The sequence below is a fragment of the uncultured Oxalicibacterium sp. genome, from assembly GCF_913776015.1.
GTDB lineage: Bacteria > Pseudomonadota > Gammaproteobacteria > Burkholderiales > Burkholderiaceae_D > Oxalicibacterium.
On the sequence record NZ_CAJYMD010000025.1, the window covers coordinates 14,887 to 31,224 of the forward strand.

General features: G+C 55.6%; 14 protein-coding genes. 4 read left to right on the forward strand and 10 right to left on the reverse strand.

What is annotated here, in order from left to right; translation table 11 throughout:
• Positions 1 to 13: 13 nt before the first annotated feature.
• From QZ725_RS03645 to QZ725_RS03680, 8 genes are all read right to left on the reverse strand, one after another.
• Entirely contained in the window at positions 14 to 658 is a 645-nt protein-coding gene (locus QZ725_RS03645; RefSeq protein WP_293776322.1) for an acetyltransferase, read from the reverse strand.
• On the reverse strand, positions 655 to 1,401 hold the full coding sequence (locus QZ725_RS03650) for an SDR family oxidoreductase (RefSeq protein ID WP_293776324.1): 747 nt from the start codon (positions 1,399 to 1,401) through the stop codon (positions 655 to 657). Before QZ725_RS03650 ends, QZ725_RS03645 begins: the two co-directional genes overlap by 4 nt.
• Positions 1,398 to 2,174, reverse strand: a complete 777-nt coding sequence (locus QZ725_RS03655; protein ID WP_293776325.1) for an SDR family oxidoreductase — start codon at positions 2,172 to 2,174, stop codon at positions 1,398 to 1,400. Before QZ725_RS03655 ends, QZ725_RS03650 begins: the two co-directional genes overlap by 4 nt.
• A gap of 1 nt (position 2,175) precedes the next feature.
• Complete coding sequence (locus QZ725_RS03660; protein ID WP_293776327.1) at positions 2,176 to 3,066, reverse strand: ketoacyl-ACP synthase III; 891 nt, start codon at positions 3,064 to 3,066, stop codon at positions 2,176 to 2,178.
• Between the two features lie 157 nt (positions 3,067 to 3,223).
• On the reverse strand, positions 3,224 to 3,448 hold the full coding sequence (locus tag QZ725_RS03665; RefSeq protein ID WP_293776328.1) for an acyl carrier protein: 225 nt from the start codon (positions 3,446 to 3,448) through the stop codon (positions 3,224 to 3,226).
• A complete protein-coding gene (locus QZ725_RS03670; RefSeq protein WP_293776330.1) occupies positions 3,441 to 4,625 on the reverse strand; it encodes a DegT/DnrJ/EryC1/StrS family aminotransferase in 1,185 nt (394 codons plus the stop codon). Before QZ725_RS03670 ends, QZ725_RS03665 begins: the two co-directional genes overlap by 8 nt.
• Positions 4,626 to 5,069: 444 nt before the next feature.
• Positions 5,070 to 5,963 (reverse strand): tRNA glutamyl-Q(34) synthetase GluQRS, encoded by an 894-nt coding sequence (gluQRS, locus tag QZ725_RS03675; protein ID WP_293776331.1) that lies wholly within the window; start codon positions 5,961 to 5,963, stop codon positions 5,070 to 5,072.
• A 3-nt stretch (positions 5,964 to 5,966) separates the two neighbouring features.
• Positions 5,967 to 6,881, reverse strand: a complete 915-nt coding sequence (locus QZ725_RS03680) for a LysR family transcriptional regulator (RefSeq protein ID WP_293776332.1) — start codon at positions 6,879 to 6,881, stop codon at positions 5,967 to 5,969.
• Between the two features lie 134 nt (positions 6,882 to 7,015).
• On the opposite strand from QZ725_RS03680, the gene QZ725_RS03685 reads away from it, so the two are divergent.
• A complete protein-coding gene (locus tag QZ725_RS03685; protein WP_293776334.1) occupies positions 7,016 to 7,717 on the forward strand; it encodes a pirin family protein in 702 nt (233 codons plus the stop codon).
• Between the two features lie 69 nt (positions 7,718 to 7,786).
• Here the strand turns inward: QZ725_RS03685 and kdsA are convergent, their stop codons facing one another.
• Positions 7,787 to 8,641 carry a 3-deoxy-8-phosphooctulonate synthase gene (kdsA, locus tag QZ725_RS03690; protein WP_293776335.1) on the reverse strand — a complete coding sequence of 285 codons (855 nt, stop codon included), beginning with the start codon at positions 8,639 to 8,641 and terminating at the stop codon, positions 7,787 to 7,789.
• 37 nt (positions 8,642 to 8,678) lie between these two features.
• Positions 8,679 to 9,524, reverse strand: coding sequence for a sulfurtransferase (locus tag QZ725_RS03695; protein ID WP_293776337.1), 846 nt, complete (start codon positions 9,522 to 9,524; stop codon positions 8,679 to 8,681).
• A 205-nt stretch (positions 9,525 to 9,729) separates the two neighbouring features.
• Between QZ725_RS03695 and dnaE the strand changes: the two genes are divergently transcribed.
• From dnaE to msbA, 3 genes are read left to right on the forward strand one after another with little or no spacing between them, the layout of a single operon-like run.
• The gene (gene dnaE / locus QZ725_RS03700) at positions 9,730 to 13,191 is read left to right on the forward strand and encodes a DNA polymerase III subunit alpha (RefSeq protein ID WP_293776339.1); all 3,462 of its coding nucleotides are present in this window, start codon (positions 9,730 to 9,732) and stop codon (positions 13,189 to 13,191) included.
• Positions 13,184 to 14,395 (forward strand): O-antigen ligase family protein, encoded by a 1,212-nt coding sequence (locus QZ725_RS03705; RefSeq protein WP_293776340.1) that lies wholly within the window; start codon positions 13,184 to 13,186, stop codon positions 14,393 to 14,395. Before dnaE ends, QZ725_RS03705 begins: the two co-directional genes overlap by 8 nt.
• Positions 14,396 to 14,429: 34 nt before the next feature.
• The gene (gene msbA, locus QZ725_RS03710) at positions 14,430 to 16,169 is read left to right on the forward strand and encodes a lipid A export permease/ATP-binding protein MsbA (protein WP_293776341.1); all 1,740 of its coding nucleotides are present in this window, start codon (positions 14,430 to 14,432) and stop codon (positions 16,167 to 16,169) included.
• Positions 16,170 to 16,338 lie beyond the last annotated feature (169 nt).

Genomic DNA, 16,338 nt, shown 5'->3' on the forward strand with positions numbered 1-16,338 from the left:
TGATGGCCTTTACTCATGAACGTTGCTGAAAAAGTGGCTTGGCTGGATTGCCGAAAACAGTCGAGCCGGCAGGAACATTTTTAATCACAACGGATCCTGCGCCGACGATGGCGCCGTCGCCGATTCGGATGCCTGGCAAAATGGTGGCATGTGGATGCACGGTGACAAATTCACCGATGTGTGCGCCACCGCCGATAAAAGTCATCGCACCAATTTGTGCGTAATTGCCGATGTGCACATCATGGCCGATCACCGAGCTGGTATGGATGTTGGAAAAGTCGCCAAGCCAGACATCAGGACTTAATTGAACACGATGGCATAACAGGCAACCATTTCCAATATGAACACGTGGACTCATGTACGCACCAGTCAACAACGGGATGAATGTCGCTCCCTTGTCTAGTAATGGCTTTGCGTAGGTCATGCGTGCTTGTGGATCACCGACCGCACAGACAAAGCGTTCATCGCTTTGCGGTACGTAGTCCAGTGGATTGCCAACGATTTTTACCTCACAAGCGAACCCATCCATGATCTCTGCGCGATTGTCGAGAAAACCCTTGATGTTCCAGGTGATGCCATGCGCAGGATCGCCTTGCATCTGCGCCAAAACCTCGCGTCCCCAGCCGCCTGCGCCGATGATCAAAACGGGGTAAGTCATAGAATTGATCCTCCATCCATGACAAGGCTGGTGCCTGTCACCCAGCGACTGGCATCGGATAACAAATACACTGCAGCATTGGCGACATCTTGCGACTCCCCTAATCCCAGTGGATGACGCGCCTTTTGTGCCTCAAGCTGATCTGCACCCCACATCGGTGTCGCAACGGCTGAAGGTGAAATGCCGTTCACACGAATCTTGTGCTTCACTTGCTCAAGCGCCAGGCATTTGATGATGCCGATCAATCCTGCCTTCATCGCTGAATAGGGGCCAACACCACGCGTGCCGAGATGAGCTGCTGTGGATAATAGGAAGATGATTGAGCCTTGGCGCGCGATGGCGCTTCTCTGTAGAAGGCGCTGTGTCAACATGACAGGCGCCAGAAAATTGACGTTATACATATCGTTCATCCCCTGTTCTGTCAGTTGACGAATAGGGCAATGTTTTTGCATGCCGGCACAATGAACGAGCCCGTCAACTTGCGGGCTGATCTGCGCAAGACGATCGCGGTCTGTAGATTGTGTTAAGTCAGCAACTACGGTGACGTGACCATCACCTAGCAGGCGTGAAAGTGTGTCTTGCAAGCGCTCTTCATTTCGGCCCGTCAGGATGACGCGGGCTCCGCGTGCAGCGCAGGTAATCGCAGTCTGGCGGCCAATGCCGGAAGAGGCGCCTGTGACCAATACGGTTTTGCCTTCAAGCGAGAATGGATTACGCGTGCGGTCGTTTCTGGCGTCGCTCATGCGTAAATGTCCATTGGTATGGTTAAGCCACCATCCACGACAAAATAATTGCGCGTTATCCAGCGGCTGGCATCTGCGAGGAAGAAGGCGGCGGTGTTTGCTATATCTTCTGGCTCCCCCATGCCCAGTGGTGTGAGCTCAAAGAGATTATCCATGTTGCCGCCGCTACCTTGCAGGCCGTCGAGTAATGGCGTGCGTACATAACCGGGTGCAATACAGTTGGCTCGGATGCCCTGCTTGGCGACTTCCTGCCCAAGGCTGCGCACCATGCCGAGCAAAGCGCTTTTGCTGGCAGCATATGCCGTACTTGCCATTGGTCCGATATGGGAAGCCACCGATGCGATGAAAATAATCGAGCCGCCTGATGCGATTTTTTTCTTTGCCAGTAATCCTCTTGTCAGCAACATGGGCGCAAAGGTATTGCTGGAAAACATGCTATCGAGGTGTGCACGATTCATCAGGCGAAACGGAACCAGTTTGGAAAAGCCCGCTGCATGAGCGATGCCATTGAGCGTATTTGCCTCGGCTATCAGATGCTCGATCTCCTCTTGTTGATCTAGATCGGCCTGAACAAGTTGGTGACCAGTTCCCGTTAATGAGTCGAAGGTGGCTCGTAAGCGGACGTGGTCACGTCCAGTAATGACAAGCTCCGCGCCTAATTCGGCACAGGTCAGGGCAATCTGGCGACCGATCCCTGAGGATGCACCTGTTACCAAGATGCGTTTGCCTTGCAGGCTGAAGGCATCGACCGACGCATGCACCATTTCTTGCATCTTAGGCCTCGATCAGATCCGGAAATTTGGCATTTGTAATATCAACCAGCGCCGTCCCCCAGGACAAACCAATGCCGAAACCGGACAACACGACACGTTTTGTGCCGGATTCCAGTTCCTTATTGATACGAGCTGTCATCGTGATTGGCAGGGATGCACCGCTGCTGTTGCCAAAGTCGTGCAGCGTTGACGGCACCTTATCGACGGGCAGGCCGAGTTTTTTTCGGATTGTCTCGTTGATCATTCGGTTGGCCTGATGGAAGATAAAGTAATCAACTTCTTCCTTGCCGGTATTGGCGTACGCCAGCAATTTCTCTACTGCGGGCGGTATGCGCTGTGTGGAGAAACTTAATACTGCAGGCCCATCAAGTATGAGATCGGTGCCGCGATGCCAGTGATCGTTTTCGTCGCTGCGATGCGGAATCAGATGTTGGACACCAACAGGTTCACGTTGCCCTCCGACCGGCAGTATAATCGCGCGATAACCACTCCCATCGCTATTGAGATCGAAATACATCGGTGCCGCATTCTCATCAAATTCGAGCGCTGTCGCCGTGCCTGCATCAGAGAAGATGGGGTCATCTAGCGATGCGCTGCGATCACCAACCAGCAGTATGCCTTTCTTGATGCCGCCAGCAGAAATCATCGAGCCCAAAAGATGAATGCCGAAAGGATAGGCAGAACATCCCAAATTAACGTCGAATGCGATGGTTGTATGGGGTAGCCCAAGTCGATCCTGCAAAATGATTGCCGTGGCTGGTATCGGATAATCCGGTGATTGCGTGACGACGATCAGGGCATCGATTTCTTCACGCTGCCATGCCAAGCTTTCCAGCAATTTTTCCGTAGCTTCAAACGCCAAATCGGAGAAGCATTGCCAATCCGGTGCCATACGACGTGTCTCGATGCCGATGTTGCGAACCAGACGCGCACGTTCTGCACGAATCTGTGGTCGGCAGTCAGTCAGATTCGAGACAATCCGTTTAGGCACGCAACTCGCCATACCTGCAAAGCGAACATTTTTCAGCGTGGAGTTTGCCATTTCGCGATCAGCCTAACAGTTGGTAGAGGTCTCGGATGGTCGACGCGTTCTGCAAATGATCGCCAGTAATGGTTTTGCCGTATTCCAGATCAAACATCACGATGACGCCCAGAGCGGCCAGTGAATCCCATTCAGGCAGGTTTTCCAATTTGGTGTCTGCGGTGATGGCTACGGGCTCTTGGAAGTCCACGGCTTCGTTGAATTTTTCGATGAAGGTTTCGATGTTATCCATGATGTTTTTCTAGAGTCTCTGAAGATGTAAGGTTGATGTCTTGAGTAATTGCTGATGTGGCTGCGTGGGTGACACGTTGAATATCGCTACTTGTCATGCAAAGGGAAAACGGCAGGCCGATCAGGCCCGCTGCAATTGATTCGGCGACCGGCACTGGTGTCTTGATCGTCGGCCCGACATTTTCTGCATGCTGATGCAGCAAGGGTTGATACCAGCGTCGCGTGGCGATCTGTTGCTGTTGGCACAGCGCTTCGAGGCGGTTGCGTGCGTCGGCTTCCATGCGCACGCAAAAAATCGTCGGTGCTGCCAGCGACTTACCTGCTTGCCACTGCAAATTTGTACCGCAAGCGTTATTGAGGGCTTGTCGGTAGTCGCGATAGAGACGTTGCAGAGCTTGCGCCTTGGCTGGCCATTGGTCGAGGCTGGCATGGGCGACGGCGGCGTGGTATTCCGACAGCTTGGCATTGCTGCCAGCCAGAGAGAGATGACCAACCGGCAAACCGGCATCGACATCCAGATTGATGCCGAAATTGCTGAGCTGGCGCACGGTGGCATTGATTGCGGGATCGCCGCTGACGACCATGCCGCCTTCGCCGGCTGCCAGCGATTTGGTCGCGTGCAGGCTGTAGATCACCGGAATGTCTGCCGCTTCTACCCATTGGCTGCCAAATGCGCCGGCTGCATCGATGAGAACGGCGATACCGGTACGGCGCTTGAATTCGCTCCAGCGGCGTGTGTCCTGCGGTTGACCGAAGGCGGCAACGGCCAGCACGGCATTGGCACCGGTTTGTGCGGCGGTGGCTTCGGCGATCTCAGGTGTCAGTAGCCAGTTGTGCGGATCAATGTCGGCAATTACCGGCACATGTCCGGCGCGGAGGATGGCGGTCAGCGTGGCGACGAAGGTCAGGGCGGGGACAATGATGCGGCTGCCCACCGGCAATGCCATCGCCTGCAGTGTCAGTTCCAGCCCCAGCGTGGCACTGCTGGTTGTCGTTACCTGCACGGCGTGCGACGCATGTTCTGCGAACAGCGTGGCAAGGCGTGCTTCCAGCGCCTGATTGAGTGGACCGAAATTGGAGTAATGGCGGTTGCGGTCAATTTCGTCGAGATACGGCGATAGCGCCTGTCGATCAGGCAACTGCGGGACCAGAAGAGGAATGCTGCTGGATGGCTTCATGTCATGGTCCTGGCAAGTCATCGGTTGGCCTGTGCAAGAACGTGTTGTATCAGACATGCATGCATCGCTGTGATAGCGACCACATGCCGGACATGTGTGCCATCGGCATGACGTGCGTCATGTGTGTGCAGGTATTGCCGAATGGTTGCTGGAACAATTTGTCTGCCTTGGTCTCTTGGGTCATGTCGCCGTTTTTGTCGCACAAGCCTAATATGGGGCACTGTCCCAGTCAAGCCGCGCACAGGCGCTCTATCAATGCCTGATCTTAATATCGGATGTTGCAGACAAAACTGAAGAGCAGAGAGGGAATGTCATTGCATTTCAGGCGATGCCGATCATCGTAGGAGATTGTGTGTTGTTGGTGTCGGCCGAGCGTAATGTCGATGCGGTTGCCTGCACGATATGGCGCTTTGCCCGCGATTGCTTCCTGATTGTGCCGTTTTGTCATGGGCGGTTTGGCGCACGGAATCGGTGATCCCAAGCTTGCATGGCATCGCGCCAGAATCCGTCTAGAGATTCTGGCTGATGCAGATCGAGCTGCAGAAAATCGGCTGCACGCTGCAGTTCTTTCAAGGGATGGGCGAGATCTAGTGGCAGTGCGCCGGTCTGCTTGGAAAGTTTTTCGCCATCTGCGTTGCGCACAACCGGCACATGCATGTATGCCGGCGTTGGCAAGCCGAGCAGGCGTTGCAGGTAAATCTGGCGCTGCGTCGATTCCAGCAGATCGGTACCACGCACGATGTGCGTGACGCGTTGGTCGGCATCATCGACGACGACGGCGAGTTGGTAGGCCCAGAAACCGTCGGCGCGCTTGAGAACAAAATCCCCGACTTCGCGGGAGAGTTGCTGCGTCAGCGGACCAAGCCAGCGGTCGTCGAAGCTGATGCTGTCGTTTGCTGCATCAGGGTCGGGTACCCGCAGGCGCAAGGTACGCGCCGATTTGCCGGGCGCACGACCGTGACGACAGGTGCCCGGATAAATGGCCGCACCGTCGGCAGCAATGCCCAGTCGTGAATCGGCGATTTCCTTGCGTGTGCAGCCGCAAGGGTAGAGCAGATTGCCCAGTTTTTGTGCAGCGGCTTCGTACAAGGGCTTGCGCTGACTTTGCACGACGATCTCGCCGTCTTGATGCATGCCGAATACGCCGAGTGCGTGCAGGATGGCATCCGCCGCGCCAGGCACGGTACGGGTTTCATCAATGTCTTCGATGCGCAGCAGCCATTTGCCGCTGTGTACGCGTGCATCGAGATAGCTGGCGAGCGCGGCGACCAGCGAGCCGGCATGCAGCGGGCCGCTGGGGGAGGGCGCAAAACGGCCGATGTAATGGGCTTGATTCATGAATCAGTTCAGCAGCATGCGTTGCACTTCGGGATCGGCCAGTTTGGTCACGAACCATTTCAGGCATTTGCCGCGGGCATCGGCACGCCACGCATATTGCAGTGCGCCGTCTGGTTTGTGTTCTTCGGTTTGTTTTTCGATCAAGGTGCCATTGTCCAGATGCGGCTGCGCCCAATGGCGCGGCAGATAGCCACAACCAAGTCCTGCAAGTTGTGCGGCCAACTTGTCGCGCACGCTGGGAACGGTGAGCGTCGATTGCCCGGTTAGCAGGCCGGAAGTGATGCGCGGCAGCATGCGGCCACTGTCGCCGGTGGCAATCGCGCGGTGCTGGCGAATGATGCTTGCCGAGAGCGGTTCGTCGATGCCAGCCAATGGGTGGTGTGGTGCGATGGAAAAGACCCAATCGACTTCGCCCAGTGGCTTGCTGCGGAAGCCGCCTGAGGTATGCGCCAGTTCGGGGCCATCGTAAGCGAGCCCGATGGCAAGATCGGCGTTGCCGCTAACCAGCGTTTCCCATGTGCCGGACAGCACTTCGGTGGAAAGGCGTAATTGGGTGCCCGAGCCTTGCAGATCGCATTCATTGATCAGTGGCAGGATTTTCTCGAATGGAATCAAGGCATCGAGGACGATGCGCAACTCGACTTCCCAGCCTGTGGCCGTGCGCTTGACGCGTTGCTCGAGCTCGCCCGCAGCGCGTAGCAGGTGACGGCCTTCGTTGAGTAATTCCCGACCTGCTGGTGTCAACTTGGCGCGATGGCCGCGGCGATCAAACAGCAGTACATCCAGATCGTCTTCCAGCTTGCGCACCGTGTACGTTAGTGCCGACGGCACGCGATCAAGTGCCACTGCTGCGGCAGCGAAGCTACCCTTGCGATCAATGGTATCGAGAATATGCAGCGCTTCGAGCGTCAAATTCATACGAAAAAATATTATTCAAATAATTTGAATGATTTGTTCAGGATTATGCCCTTATTCTCTGCGAATTGCTCGCTTATAGTGGAGTCCATGGCAGCAAACAATTTCAATGAAATAGAAACAGAAAGGACTTCACCATGATCCAGCTCCGTAAAAGCGAAGACCGCGGCCACGCCAACCACGGCTGGCTCGACTCTCATCATTCCTTTTCTTTTGCCGATTACTACGATCCGGCACACATGGGTTTCGGTCCGTTGCGCGTGATTAATGAAGATCGCGTGGCAGCTGGTGGTGGTTTCGGTACGCACGGCCACCGCGACATGGAAATCATCAGCTATGTGCTGGATGGCGAGCTGGCGCATAAGGACAGCATGGGCACAGGCAGCGTGATTCGGCCGGGTGACGTGCAGCGCATGAGTGCAGGGAGCGGCGTGCGGCATTCCGAGTTCAACCATTCGAAAGACCAGACCACGCATTTCCTGCAAATCTGGATTCAGCCGAACGTGACAGGGATTCCGCCCAGCTACGAGGAAAAGAATTTTTCCGAAGCCGAAAAGCGCGGCAAGCTGCGCCTGATCGCTAGCCCGGACGGTGCGGATGGTTCAGTCCTAATTCATCAGGATGCGAAGCTGTACGTCGGTCTGTTTGACGGCGATGAAACTGCTTCACTGCCAATTGCTGCAGGGCGTCTGGTGTATGTGCACATTGCTCGTGGCAACGTGGAAGTGAACGGCACGGCGTTGAAATCCGGTGATGCGCTGAAATTGCGTGAGGTCGATCTGATCGAGATCGCCAAAGGCGAAAACGCCGAAGTGCTGGTATTCGATATGGTGCCTTAAGCCAATTCGTATCGATGAAAAAAGCGCGCTATCCACAAGATGGCGCGCTTTTTCTTTGTGCGGTGAGAATCAGTCGATCTGCAGTGGCTCAAACGACTTCACCAGATCATCCAGTTTTTTGAGTTGAGCGAGGAAAGGTTCCAGCTTGTCCAGTGGGAGTGCGCTGGGGCCATCGCACTTGGCAACCTTTGGATCGGGATGCGCTTCGAGGAACAGGCCAGCCAGACCAACGCCCATGCCGGCACGTGCCAGATCCAGGACCTGCTCACGACGTCCGCCCGATGCGGCACCGCCCGGATCGCGCTGTTGCAGCGCATGCGTGACGTCGAAAATCACTGGCAGGTTGTTGCAGGTCTTCTTCATGACGCCGAAGCCCAACATATCGACCACCAGGTTGTCGTAGCCAAAGTTACTGCCGCGATCGCACAGGATCAGTTGCTCGTTACCGGCTTCCTTGAATTTCTCGACGATATTGCCCATTTGCGAGGGACTCAGGAATTGCGGCTTCTTGATATTGACGACGCGGCCGGTGTTGGCCAAGGCGACGACGAGATCGGTCTGACGTGCCAGGAAAGCCGGCAATTGCAGTACATCGACCACTTCTGCCACCGGTGCCGCCTGATGCGGTTCGTGTACATCGGTGATGACAGGCACGCCGAAGGCTTTCTTCACCTCTTCAAAAATACGCAGACCTTCTTCGAGACCGGGACCCCGATAGGAGTGGATGGACGAGCGATTGGCCTTGTCGAACGATGCCTTGAAAACGTAGGGAATACCAAGCTTCTGCGTCACACGCACATACTCTTCGCAGGACTTCATTGCCAAGTCACGCGATTCCAGTACGTTGATGCCACCGAAAAGCACGAAAGGCAGGGCGTTATCGACGCGGATTGGAGAATTGCTATTGCCGTTGATGGTGATCATGTTGTGCCTGAAAGATATTGGATCTGGTTGGACCTGATCAAGGTTGTGGGCAGTGCGGGCAGCTTTGGCCGGCAAGGTATGCGGGTGACAATTGTTCGCGTGGTGTCACGACATTTTTGCAGTTGGGGCAGGTTGCCGTTTCCGAACTGGGTTCGAGTTGCGGGTTGAGTGCCGTGCGGTGGTCGAACACAAAACAGTCGCCCGTGTAGTGCGCGCCGCCGACTTCCTCGAAGTATTTGAGAATGCCCCCTTCGAGCTGATAAACGCTGTCGTAGCCGACGTTTTTCATATAGATGGCGGCTTTTTCACAGCGAATGCCACCGGTGCAGAATGTCACGACGGTCTTGCCTTGCAATTCATCCTTGTGGCTGGCAACCACATCCGGGAATTCGCTGAACTTGGTGATGCGGTAGTCGAGTGTGTCGTCAAAGGTGCCGACATCGACTTCGAAATCATTGCGTGTATCCATCATCACGACAGGTTTGCCCTCATCGTCCTGGCCCTGATCAAGCCAGCGCCTCAGAGTTTCCGCTGTCACGGCTGGAGCGCGGCCGAGTTCAGGTTTGATCAGCGGATGCTTCATCGTGATGATTTCGCGCTTGAGCTTGACCAGCATCTTGTTGAACGGCTGATCATCCGAAAAACTTTCCTTGGCGACGACATCGGCAAAGCGCGGGTCGGTATGCAGCCAGTCCATGAAGCCGTCAATCGCCTGGCGCGAACCGGCCAGAAACATGTTGATGCCTTCCGGGCTCAGCAGAATCGTCCCCTTGAGACCAAGTGCGACGCATTTCTCCAGAAAGAGAGGGCGTTTTTCCACGGTATCGTCAAAGGTGACGAATTTATAGGCGGAAATATTGACGATGGTGTTGCTGGCTTGCATGGTCGTATTCAATCAATAAGGCATGTCAGGATGGCAGTGTGGCGTGCAATTATGGCCTGATGGTTGCCCAAAGCCCGTCATTATAAGCGCTCGCCTTGCGGCGGAAAGCCCGTATACGCCATTTCGACGGCATTTGCCGGTCGTTTGGCGCGATTGCCATCAATCGGCATCTGCACCTGCACGCCGCGTTATAAAATACGGCCCCATGACTTCCCCGCAATTTATTCATCTCCGCCTGCATTCCGAGTATTCGATTGTCGATGGCCTCGTTCGTATCGATGACGCCGTCAAGACCGCGGCCAAGGACGGCCAGCCGGCGCTGGCAATCAGCGATCTGGCCAATCTGTTCGGGATGGTCAAGTTTTACAAGGAAGCGCGCGGCAAGGGTATCAAGCCCATCGTCGGATGCGATGCGTGGATCAGCAATGACAACGACCGCGACAAGCCGTCGCGCCTGCTGTTGCTGGTGAAGGACCGCACCGGTTATCTGCAATTGTGCGATTTGCTGTCGCGTGCCTGGCTGACCAATCTGCATCGCGGTCGCGCCGAGATCCGTCCAGAATGGCTGGAAGAAATTGCCAATGCGTCGGAAGAAAAACATTTGATCGTGTTATCGGGCGCGCATTTCGGCGATGTCGGTATTGCCATCGACAATGGCAATCTGGCGGGGGCCGAGCGTGCTGCGCAGCGTTGGGCCGATTTGTTTCCGGGCCATTTCTATATCGAGGTGCAACGTGCCGGCCAGCCGAACATGGACGCCCATGTGCGTATGGCAACGCAACTGGCGGCCAAGCTTCAACTGCCCGTCGTCGCCACGCATCCCGTCCAGTTCCTGACAGATGAAGAGTTCACGGCGCATGAAGCGCGTACTTGTATCGCCGAAGGCGAAATCCTCGCCAATCCGCGTCGGCCCAAGCGTTTCAACGAACGCCAGCGGTTCACGACGCAGGCCGAAATGGCCGAGCTGTTTGCCGATATGCCGAATGCCTTGCGCAATTCGATCGAAATCGCCAAGCGCTGCAACCTGATACTCGAACTGGGCAAACCGCAACTGCCGAATTTCCCGACGCCGGATGGCGTGTCGATCGACGAGTTTCTGGTCCAGGAAGCATCGCGTGGTCTGCAGGGACGACTCGAACAGTTGTATCCCGATCCGGTCGAGCGCGAAAAGCAGCGCCCGCGCTACGAGGAGCGTCTGAAGTTCGAGACCGATACCATCATCAAGATGAAGTTTCCCGGCTACTTCCTGATCGTGGCCGACTTTATCAAATGGGCGAAGAACAATGGCGTGCCGGTCGGGCCGGGCCGTGGTTCGGGTGCGGGTTCGCTGGTGGCCTATTCGCTGCTGATTACCGATCTAGACCCGCTGCGCTACAACCTGCTGTTCGAACGCTTCCTGAATCCGGAACGTGTTTCGATGCCCGACTTCGATATCGATTTCTGTCAGGAAGGCCGCGATCGCGTCATTCAGTACGTGAAAGATGCCTACGGCAAGGAAGCCGTATCCCAGATTGCAACCTTCGGTACGATGGCCGCGAAAGGCGCGGTACGTGACGTCGGCCGTGTGCTCGATTTTGGTTACAACTTCTGTGACGGCATTTCCAAGCTGATTCCATTCAAACCGGGCAAACAGGTCACCATTGAGGATGCGATCAAGGAAGAGCCGCTGCTCGCTGAACGTATCGAGAAGGAAGAAGAGGTCAAGCAGCTGCTCGATCTGGCGCAGCAGGTCGAAGGCATTGCCCGTAACATCGGCATGCACGCCGGTGGCGTGCTGATCGCGCCGGGCAAGCTGACGGATTTCTGTCCGCTCTATACCCAAGGCGGCGATTCTGGCGTCGTGTCGCAGTACGACAAGGATGACGTCGAAGCCGTTGGCCTCGTCAAGTTCGACTTTCTGGGGTTGACCACGCTGACGATTCTTGATCGCGCGGTACGCTACATCAAGGATCTCGATCCGGCGATGGCCGATTTCGCGCTTGAAAAATTGCCACTCGACGATCGTGCTTCCTACGAATTGCTGACCAAGGCCAAGACGGTCGCCGTGTTCCAGCTTGAAAGTCGCGGCATGCAGGGCATGCTGAAAGATGCAAGGCCGGATCGCTTCGAAGACATTATTGCCCTGGTGGCGCTGTACCGTCCGGGTCCGATGGACCTGATTCCGGATTTCTGCCGACGCAAGCACGGCGAGAAATTCGAGTATCCAGATCCGCGTACCGAAAGCATCCTGTCTGAAACCTACGGCATCATGGTGTATCAGGAACAGGTGATGCAGATGGCGCAGGTCATCGGCGGTTACTCGCTCGGTGGCGCGGATTTGCTGCGTCGCGCGATGGGCAAGAAAAAGGCCGAAGAAATGGCCGAGCATCGCGAACTGTTTCGTGCCGGTGCGGCGAAGAACGATCTGAGCGCGCAAAAGGCTGACGAAATCTTCGACTTGATGGAGAAGTTCGCCGGCTACGGTTTTAACAAGTCGCACGCAGCCGCCTATGCGCTCTTGTCGTATCACACTGCCTATCTGAAGGCGCATCATCCCGCCGCGTTCATGGCAGCCAATATGTCGCTGGCAATGGACGATACCGACAAGGTGAAGATTCTGGTCGAAGATGCGATCGATATCTGCGGCCTGAAAATGCTGCCGCCCGATATCAATGAATCCGATTATCGTTTCACGCCGGTCGGCGAGCCGGGCAAGAAAGCCATGCAGATTCGCTATGGACTGGGTGCCGTCAAAGGCTCGGGCAAGGGCGCGATTGATGCCATCATCGTCGGTCGCCAAGGCAAGCCATACACCGATCTGTTCGATTTTTGCAAACGCGTGGACAAGAAACAGATCAATCGTCGCACGGTCGAATCGCTGATTCGTGCCGGTGCCTTCGATTGTTTCAATGTCGATCGCGGCATTCTGCTTGCGTCAGTCGGCTTTGCACTCGAATGCGCGGAGCAGGCCGAAGCGTCGGCGAATCAGGTCAGTCTGTTCGGTGGCGACGACAGCGATCTCGACATGCAACCTGAATACGTCAAGGTGGCACCGTGGAGTGACAAGCAACGTCTCACCGAAGAAAAAGCGGCGCTCGGCTTTTATCTGTCGGGCCATCCGTTCGATACCTATGCCGACGAAGTACGCCGTTTTGCACGTGCCAAGTTGTCCAGTTTCGAACCTTCGCGTGAACCGCGTCTGCTGGCTGGCGTGATTGCCGGCTTGCGCACGCAGATGACGCAGCGTGGTCGTCTCGTCATCCTGACGCTGGACGACGGTACGGCGACGATCGATGTCACGGTCTATAACGAAGTCTTCGAAGCCAGCCGCCATCTGTTCAAGGAAGATGAATTCCTTGCCGTGGTCGGCAAGGTGTCGGAAGACCGTTTCTCCGGCGGCTTGCGTGTCTCGGCCGAAAAGGTCATGGACATTGCCGCCGCCCGCATCCAGTACGCCAAATGCCTGCGCATCCATCTGCAGGCCGCGACCGATGTCAGTGTGCTCATGGCGACGCTGCAGGCCGCCGTACGTGCCGATGGCAGCCCGGTACATGTGGAATATCAGAATCCCAAAGGCGTTTCAGAACTCGTGCTGGGCGAGCAATGGCGCGTCAATCCCGATGACGAGATCAAGCAGAAGCTGATCGCACTTTATTCAGAAAAAAATGTACAGATTGCCTATGACTGAGATCCAGTCGATTGACGCTCGTGAAAAAAGAGCCCAGTTCATCCTTTCTCTTTTGCCTTTTACGTTGTTCTTTCCTGTAGGCATCACGAATTTCGGTGTAGTGCTGTTTGCGGTGGCCGTACTGCTGGCGGGTAATCATGCACAACGCTGGCAGCGGGTAAAAAATCATCCCTTGTTTTTTCCGATACTTGGCTTGTTGGCCGTTTGTTGTCTTGAAGGTGCCATTTTGCCGCGCTCGCACGATTTCTGGAAAGCGTTCCTGCATTACCAGATTTACCTGTTCTTTCTACTTTTCATCAGCGTGGGTGCCGGAGCATGGCAGAGGCATGCCTTAAACATGCTATTTGTCGGTGCTGGCTACGCTGCGACCTTGTTCTATATTCATCATCTGCATCCGTTGCCGGATTGGTCGATCTTCCAGAATTACATTCTGTATGCCGGTAATAAATCGATCCTGATTGGGATGATGCTCGGCGTCGCTGGGGGCTTGTTATTCAACGACCTCATCGAGCAGAAGCAAGGACGCTGGTGGCGTATTTTTCTACTGGTATATATCGCCATTGCCTTGTTCCTGTTTGCAAAGACACGCACGGGCAGCGTGATGTTCTTTCTTGTGTGTGGTGTGGTGTTTTTGCGGCATCTGCGATTCTCGTGGCGTACTGGAGTGGTCGCGGTGGCTTTGCTAATGGCCGCCGTGTTGATATGGCAGACGGCCGATGGTTTCCGTGAGCGCATGCTGGGGACATATCACGACCTAAAGGCTTTTTCGCAAGGCGGCACGGTCAGCAGCGAAGGCGTACGTTTGGAAATGTATCGCATCACGCTGGACATGATTCGTGAGAATCCCGTCATGGGCGGTGGCATCGGAACATGGGGGGAGCAGTATCCGACTCGTGCGCAAGGACTGCTCAGCGAAAACATGGCGACCCCCCATAACGACTATCTACTCTACACGGCTGAAATAGGCTTGCTGGGCGTCGCTACCTTGCTGACAATCTGGTTGACCCAATTATGGATAGGCATGCGTATGTACGGTGCTGATGGCACGCGGGTGCTGGCTATTACCGTGGCATTGATGTTCGGCGGGGCTGTCAATGCAATCTTGCGCGATGCCTTGTTTGGCATGGCTTTCATGATCTTGCTCGCTATTCCGCTTGCAGGTGTCAGTCGACATCGACGTACATCCTCGACTGGAGACCAGTGATGTGGCAACCATTTATTCTTCATGAGGCGATTCAATGACCATCCCTGTTCATCTGAAACGCCTGTTCGGCATGCTCGGCCCATATCGTGGGCGGCTTGCCATCGCCTTTTGCGGCATGATCATGACGGCGCTGACCGAGCCGATGTTTCCTGCTGTTATGCGCGTGCTGCTGGACAAGGGCTTCGGTGGCAATCCTTCGTTTTCGCTTTGGCTGGTGCCAGTGGCGATTGTCGGCATCTTCGTGTTGCGCGGCATGTCGACCTTCACGACGACCTACATGATGACCTGGGTCTCGTCGCGCCTGCTCAATACGCTGCGACGTCAGATGTTTGCACGCATCCTCGATGTGCCACTGGGTTTCTACGCGCACCATTCGGTCGGACGCGTCATTAATTCCATGATGTTCGAAGTGCAGCAGATCGTGGATATGGTGACCAAGGTCTTCACTTCGTTGATTCGTGATTCGCTGACCGTGATCGTGTTGCTGAGCTTCCTGTTCTGGCTCAACTGGCGGTTGACCCTGGTGGCATTGGTGCTGTTGCCACTGATCGCCATCGTGGTGCGCATGACGGGCAAGCGTGTGCGCCGCTTGACGCGTGAATACCAGACCGTCAATGCCGAAATGACGCAGGTGATGGAAGAAACGACCCGTGCCAATCAGGTCATCAAGATTTTCGGGGGGCATCAGTACGAAATCGATCGTTTTGAAGCGCGAGCCGATAAATTGCGCAGTTACACCATGCGCATGGCGAGTACGCTGGCAGCGACGACGCCAGTGACGCAGGTGATGGCAGCATTCGCCGTGGCGATCGTGATCGTGATCGCGCTGATTCAGTCAGGGCAGAATCAGACGACGGTAGGTGGTTTCGTTTCCTTCATCACGGCGATGCTGATGTTGTTGACGCCGCTGAAAAATATCGCCGAGGTTAACGGGCCGCTGCAACGCGGGTTGACGGCGGCGGAGGCCGTATTTGCCGTCATTGATGCAAAGATCGAACGGACTTCCGGCAAGACCTTGAGCGAGCGTGCTGCAGGGCGTCTGGATTTCGTTCGTCTGGGGTTCACTTATCCGGGGCAGAAGGCTGCAGCGTTGCATGACATTGATCTGACTGTCATGCCGGGTGAAACGATTGCATTCGTTGGCATGTCGGGAGGCGGCAAATCGACACTAGTCAATCTGGTGCCCGGTTTCTATCCGGTCACGGAAGGCGAGATACGGCTGGATGGTGAAAATATCGAAGGCATTGCATTGACCAGCTTGCGTCAGCAAATCGCCATGGTGAGCCAGCATGTGGTGCTGTTTGATGACACGATTGCGGCCAATATCGCCTATGGCGATCCGCAGCCCGACAACGCCCGCATTCGGGCGGCGGCCAAGGCCGCCCATCTTGAAGAAGTCATTGCCGGTTTGCCCGAGGGATTGCAAACTGTGATCGGCGATAACGGCGGGCGTCTGTCCGGTGGACAGCGCCAGCGTCTGGCGATTGCGCGTGCGATCTACAAGGATGCGCCTATCCTGATTCTGGACGAGGCTACATCCGCGCTGGATTCGGAATCCGAGCGCGCTGTGCAAGCTGCACTGGATGAATTGATGAAGGGACGTACCACATTGGTCATTGCGCATCGTTTATCGACGATCGAACGTGCTGATCGCATTGCCGTGGTCGATGAGGGGCGCATCGTGGAGCTGGGCTCGCATGCCGAACTGCTGGCGAAGAACGAGGTTTACGCCAATCTGTATCAGTTGCAGTTTGCCAAGGATGACACGGCGTGAGCCGTAATCAAGCCTTGTAGTTCAGCAGACCGCAGATACGACCGCTCAGTCGTGCCAGATACTTGGGAAAAGGAATCAGCAGCCGCGGCAGCAGATTGAGAAATGCCAGCCCAAGAGTTTTCCAGCGCAGCGGTGCGACATGCTTTTCCCCCTCGTGTTTGCGGGTAAA

Coding starts and splice junctions, on each gene's coding strand:
- QZ725_RS03645 (WP_293776322.1), bottom strand. CDS start 658: ATGACTTACCCCGTTTTGATCATCGGCGCAGGCGGCTGGGGACGCGAG.
- QZ725_RS03650 (WP_293776324.1), bottom strand. CDS start 1,401: ATGAGCGACGCCAGAAACGACCGCACGCGTAATCCATTCTCGCTTGAA.
- QZ725_RS03655 (WP_293776325.1), bottom strand. CDS start 2,174: ATGCAAGAAATGGTGCATGCGTCGGTCGATGCCTTCAGCCTGCAAGGC.
- QZ725_RS03660 (WP_293776327.1), bottom strand. CDS start 3,066: ATGGCACCGGATTGGCAATGCTTCTCCGATTTGGCGTTTGAAGCTACG.
- QZ725_RS03665 (WP_293776328.1), bottom strand. CDS start 3,448: ATGGATAACATCGAAACCTTCATCGAAAAATTCAACGAAGCCGTGGAC.
- QZ725_RS03670 (WP_293776330.1), bottom strand. CDS start 4,625: ATGAAGCCATCCAGCAGCATTCCTCTTCTGGTCCCGCAGTTGCCTGAT.
- gluQRS (WP_293776331.1), bottom strand. CDS start 5,963: ATGAATCAAGCCCATTACATCGGCCGTTTTGCGCCCTCCCCCAGCGGC.
- QZ725_RS03680 (WP_293776332.1), bottom strand. CDS start 6,881: ATGAATTTGACGCTCGAAGCGCTGCATATTCTCGATACCATTGATCGC.
- QZ725_RS03685 (WP_293776334.1), top strand. CDS start 7,016: ATGATCCAGCTCCGTAAAAGCGAAGACCGCGGCCACGCCAACCACGGC.
- kdsA (WP_293776335.1), bottom strand. CDS start 8,641: ATGATCACCATCAACGGCAATAGCAATTCTCCAATCCGCGTCGATAAC.
- QZ725_RS03695 (WP_293776337.1), bottom strand. CDS start 9,524: ATGCAAGCCAGCAACACCATCGTCAATATTTCCGCCTATAAATTCGTC.
- dnaE (WP_293776339.1), top strand. CDS start 9,730: ATGACTTCCCCGCAATTTATTCATCTCCGCCTGCATTCCGAGTATTCG.
- QZ725_RS03705 (WP_293776340.1), top strand. CDS start 13,184: ATGACTGAGATCCAGTCGATTGACGCTCGTGAAAAAAGAGCCCAGTTC.
- msbA (WP_293776341.1), top strand. CDS start 14,430: ATGACCATCCCTGTTCATCTGAAACGCCTGTTCGGCATGCTCGGCCCA.